This window comes from Prevotella sp. HMSC077E09, from assembly GCF_001814685.1.
Taxonomy (GTDB): Bacteria; Bacteroidota; Bacteroidia; order Bacteroidales; family Bacteroidaceae; genus Prevotella; species Prevotella oris.
This window is the reverse complement of sequence record NZ_KV817506.1, coordinates 3,030-6,893: the sequence shown is the minus strand read 5'-3', so window position 1 is coordinate 6,893 and position 3,864 is coordinate 3,030. Positions and strand designations below refer to the sequence as shown.

General features: G+C 45.3%; 3 protein-coding genes. All 3 read left to right on the top strand.

What is annotated here, in order from left to right:
- The coding region (locus HMPREF2983_RS02275; RefSeq protein WP_246829320.1) for a glycosyltransferase family 4 protein at nt 1–1,064 on the top strand (1,064 nt) is incomplete at its 5' end.
- A gap of 334 nt (nt 1,065–1,398) precedes the next feature.
- Nucleotides 1,399–1,932 carry a porin family protein gene (locus HMPREF2983_RS02270; protein ID WP_070666347.1) on the top strand — a complete coding sequence of 178 codons (534 nt, stop codon included), beginning with the start codon at nt 1,399–1,401 and terminating at the stop codon, nt 1,930–1,932.
- Nucleotides 1,933–2,726: 794 nt separating this feature from the next.
- A partial coding sequence (locus HMPREF2983_RS02260; protein ID WP_070666341.1) for a site-specific integrase occupies nt 2,727–3,864 on the top strand: 1,138 nt, incomplete at its 3' end.

Below are 3,864 nucleotides of genomic sequence, written 5' to 3'. Positions count from 1 at the left end.
ATCTTGATGTTGGCGGTGCCGAACGCGTGGCGGTCAACATTGCAGAGTCGGCCACCGAGGGCATAGAGTATCATGTTGTGGAGCTTATCAGGGCGCATGGGGCTTTTACCAAGGTGCTCATAAAGGAACTTCAAGACCACAACATCTGCTATCATCGTGGCTGGATACCCGAGTTCCATTTCCATTATCTCTTCGAACGGTTAGCTGCCTTGACCTTTCCGCTGTGGTTTCTATGGCTCTTTCTGAAATATAAACCACGCGCCATACACTGTCATACAGAGATGCCCGACTTGGCAACTTACTGCTTTTTCCGTCTGTTTCCTTGGACTTTGAAACGCTGCAAGATTGTAAGAACCATTCACAACACGCGACTTTGGGCCGGTATGGAGCGCACGGGGCAGCGTGTAGAAGCCTTTTTCATCCGCCAGAATGCCAATGTCGCCATTTCAGAAGCCGTCAGAAAGAACTATCAGAACATTTATCATGCCTGCCCACCTATTATATATAATGGTGTGGCTCCCGTCAGTCAGCAACCTTACCCACATCTGAAAACCGACAAAACAAACATTCTTTTCGCCGGAAGATTTGAGGAACAGAAAGGCATCGACACGCTGATTGAAATCATAAAAAGCCAAAAAGACAACCCATGCTGCTACTTCCATGTCATCGGCGGTGGTTCACTTGAGGCACTTCTCACCGAGCAATTGGTCGAATGCAGTAACGTTTCAATCTGCAAGCCCCTATTCAATTTAGCCTCATACATGGCTTCTTTCGACTTCCTGCTCATGCCTTCACGCTTTGAAGGACTGAGTATTCTATCGCTTGAAGCCAGCTTCAATGGGCTTCCGGTTATCATCAATGCCTGTCCCGGACTGTATGAAACACTGCCTGAAGACTGGCCTTTGCGCGTAGAAAATAATGACCTTAAAGCCTATCAGCACCTATTCAATGAGGTTTTGCCCACAGCCAACCGCACCAATCTGCAAGCAAAGGCACGGCTATTTGCAGAAAACAATTTCTCCATGAAGCACATGCAGGAAAGCTATGAAAAGCTCTATGGCTAAACTGTCAAGGCAAAAAACTTTCGCGGTGCCATTCCTTTCGCATGTCTATAGCAACGTATGAACTTTCCACAACTATGCAGAAACCAATGGCACAAGGAGCAACCAACAGCTTTTTCCCATGAACAAAACAGCTCTGTAACAGCATGTTACCATTTTACAAGGCCCTTGTTTCAGGATAAAGAAATAGGTAAAGAATAGTAAAATAACACAGAAATATTTTGAAGATAGGTTGAAAAAACATATCTTTGCAACAGTGTTAGAGACAAACTATAAAGAAAAATCACTGTTATTGCAGCGAAATTAATTAGAGTTATAAACTAAAAAAGAAAGAATTATGAAGAAGATTGTGTTGGCTGCAGCATTGTTGCTCACTTCAGTTGCAACTTTCGCACAGCATGAAGTAGGTGACTTTACCATTCAGCCTAAGGTTGGTTTGAACATTGCAAACACCACAAAAACCGAGAGCAACTATAAAGTTGACTTCGTTGGTGGTGCTGAAGCAGAGTATCAAGTGGGTGAGATTTTCTCTGTAAGTACCGGTCTGCTCTACTCCCGTCAGGGTGCCAAAGTTAAGAATTCTAATGAGAAATGGAACCCAAGCTATATCAACATGCCAGTCATGGCCAATGTTTATGTAGTGCCAGGTCTCGCTGTCAAGCTTGGTCTTCAGCCTGGTCTCATGATAGATAAAGACCATGCTACGGAGGTAAACACATTTGACCTTTCTATCCCAGTTGGTCTGTCTTACGAGTACAAGAACTTCGTTCTTGATGGTCGTTACAACTTCGGCGTGACCAATATCAGTAAGAATGGCAACCCAAAGAACAGCGTATTCCAGTTTACATTGGGCTATAAGTTCGACATCTGATAACGACAAAGAAGTAAAAGGGCAAAAGAGTGAGAAAGCCAATAATGGCAGATTTGCCGGCCAAATTCACGCTTTTGCCCTTTTTCTTTTTATCTTTTTTAGCACAATTTCGTGATACAAAGGGCGTAACTCCTCATTAAATTTCATCATTCAAGATTGAAAACAACGCTTAGTGCAGGCCCGAAAAACCCGCAGACTATAGCTAACCAGCCTGCAAAATGTCTTTTCTCCCCTTGAAAACATAGGCAGTTATCAATGGACTTTGCATGATGAAGCCACCCAAAAGCAACAGAGAAAAGACTTCCATTTGTAAACTTTATGTCCCTGTTTTTAACTCTTTTCGGCCACACCAAATAGAAAAAGAGTTGCCCATTTACATGACTGTCTGGATGAATTTCACACCTTTAGCAGCCCAAGAAAAAACACGATGTCACGTCATTTGCATCAAACGACGCTGCTATCTGCTTCATATTGCCATGCTTTCTGCATCAAGTCGCAATGCAACTAATCCTTGAAAATGAAGAAAAATCGAAGTTGGTGCAAACTGACTGACAATGAGCACGAAACGGAACGATTTGCATAAAATTGCCCTGTTCGCAAAGGGCAGCAATATGCAGATTCAGGCAAAAGTTCAGTTACTAAACCGTTACCCTATTTTGCCATAGGTAACGACGGAGCAATGTCAGGTAACTGAATTATTTTCGCCCCGTGTGGCTGTTGCTTCGGTCGGCAGTTTTCTGCATAAGTGAAGAACGCTTTAATTCGGGTAACTTTGCCCATAAAAATTAAGGCGTATGAAAACAGAGAAAATGAAGGTGCTGCTCTACCTCAAAAAGAGCGGTCTGGACAAGTCGGGTAAGGCTCCGATTATGGGGCGCATTACTATCGGTCGTTCCATTGCGCAGTTCAGCTGCAAGCTGTCCTGTAACCCCGATTTGTGGAATCCCCGTGAAAGTAGAATGGACGGCAAGAGCCATGAGGCGGTGGAGGTGAACGGCAGGCTGGAGAACTTGCTTGTTTCCATTCAGGTTGCCTATCAGTCTCTGCTATCCAAAGGTTGCCCATTTGACGCAACCGATGTGAAGGGGCTGTTTCAAGGCAGCGTACAGGCACGCTGCATGCTCACCGAAAGGCTGGACATGCTCATCAAGGAGAAGGAAAGTCATGTTGGCATAGACATCAAGGAAGGAGCCATACACGGCTACCATTCCACCCGAATCCATTTGCAGAGATTTATACAAAGGAAGTACAAGGTATCGGACTTGGCTTTCTCACAACTCACGGAGCAGTTTATTTACGATTTCAGACAGTACTTTGTGGGTGAGTGTGGCTTTCAGGAATGTACGTTCTATAATGCCGCCACCTTCTTGAAAACGGTATGCAGGCTGGCATACCGTGAGGGGTTGGCAGACACGCTCCTTTTTGACAAGGCGAAAATATCAAAGGGAGACAACAAACTGCCAAAGGCTCTTGACAGGGAAGCATTGGACAAGTTGAAGGTCCTCCGCTTCGAGGACTTGGAGGAGGAAATGGAAACGGCAAGGGACATTTTCCTTTTTGCCTGTTATGTCGGTGCAGCCTATTGCGATCTGATGGAACTGAGCAAGTCCCATCTTGTCCGTGATGACGAGGGCAGCCTCTGGCTGAAGTTCAACCGTCAGAAGACAGGAGTTCTCTGTCGCGTCAAGCTACTGCCCGAAGCCATACGGCTGATAGAAAGGTTTCACAGCGATGAAAGGGAAACGCTGCTTCCCTTCATCAAGTACAAGAACTATCAGAGTTGCCTGAAAGCCCTCAGGCTGCGTGCAGGCATATCCTTTCCCTTTACCACGCATACCGCAAGACACACCTTTGCCACGCTCATCACGCTTGAACAGGGAGTACCCATAGAGACGGTGAGCAAGATGCTGGGACATTCCAACATAAGCATGA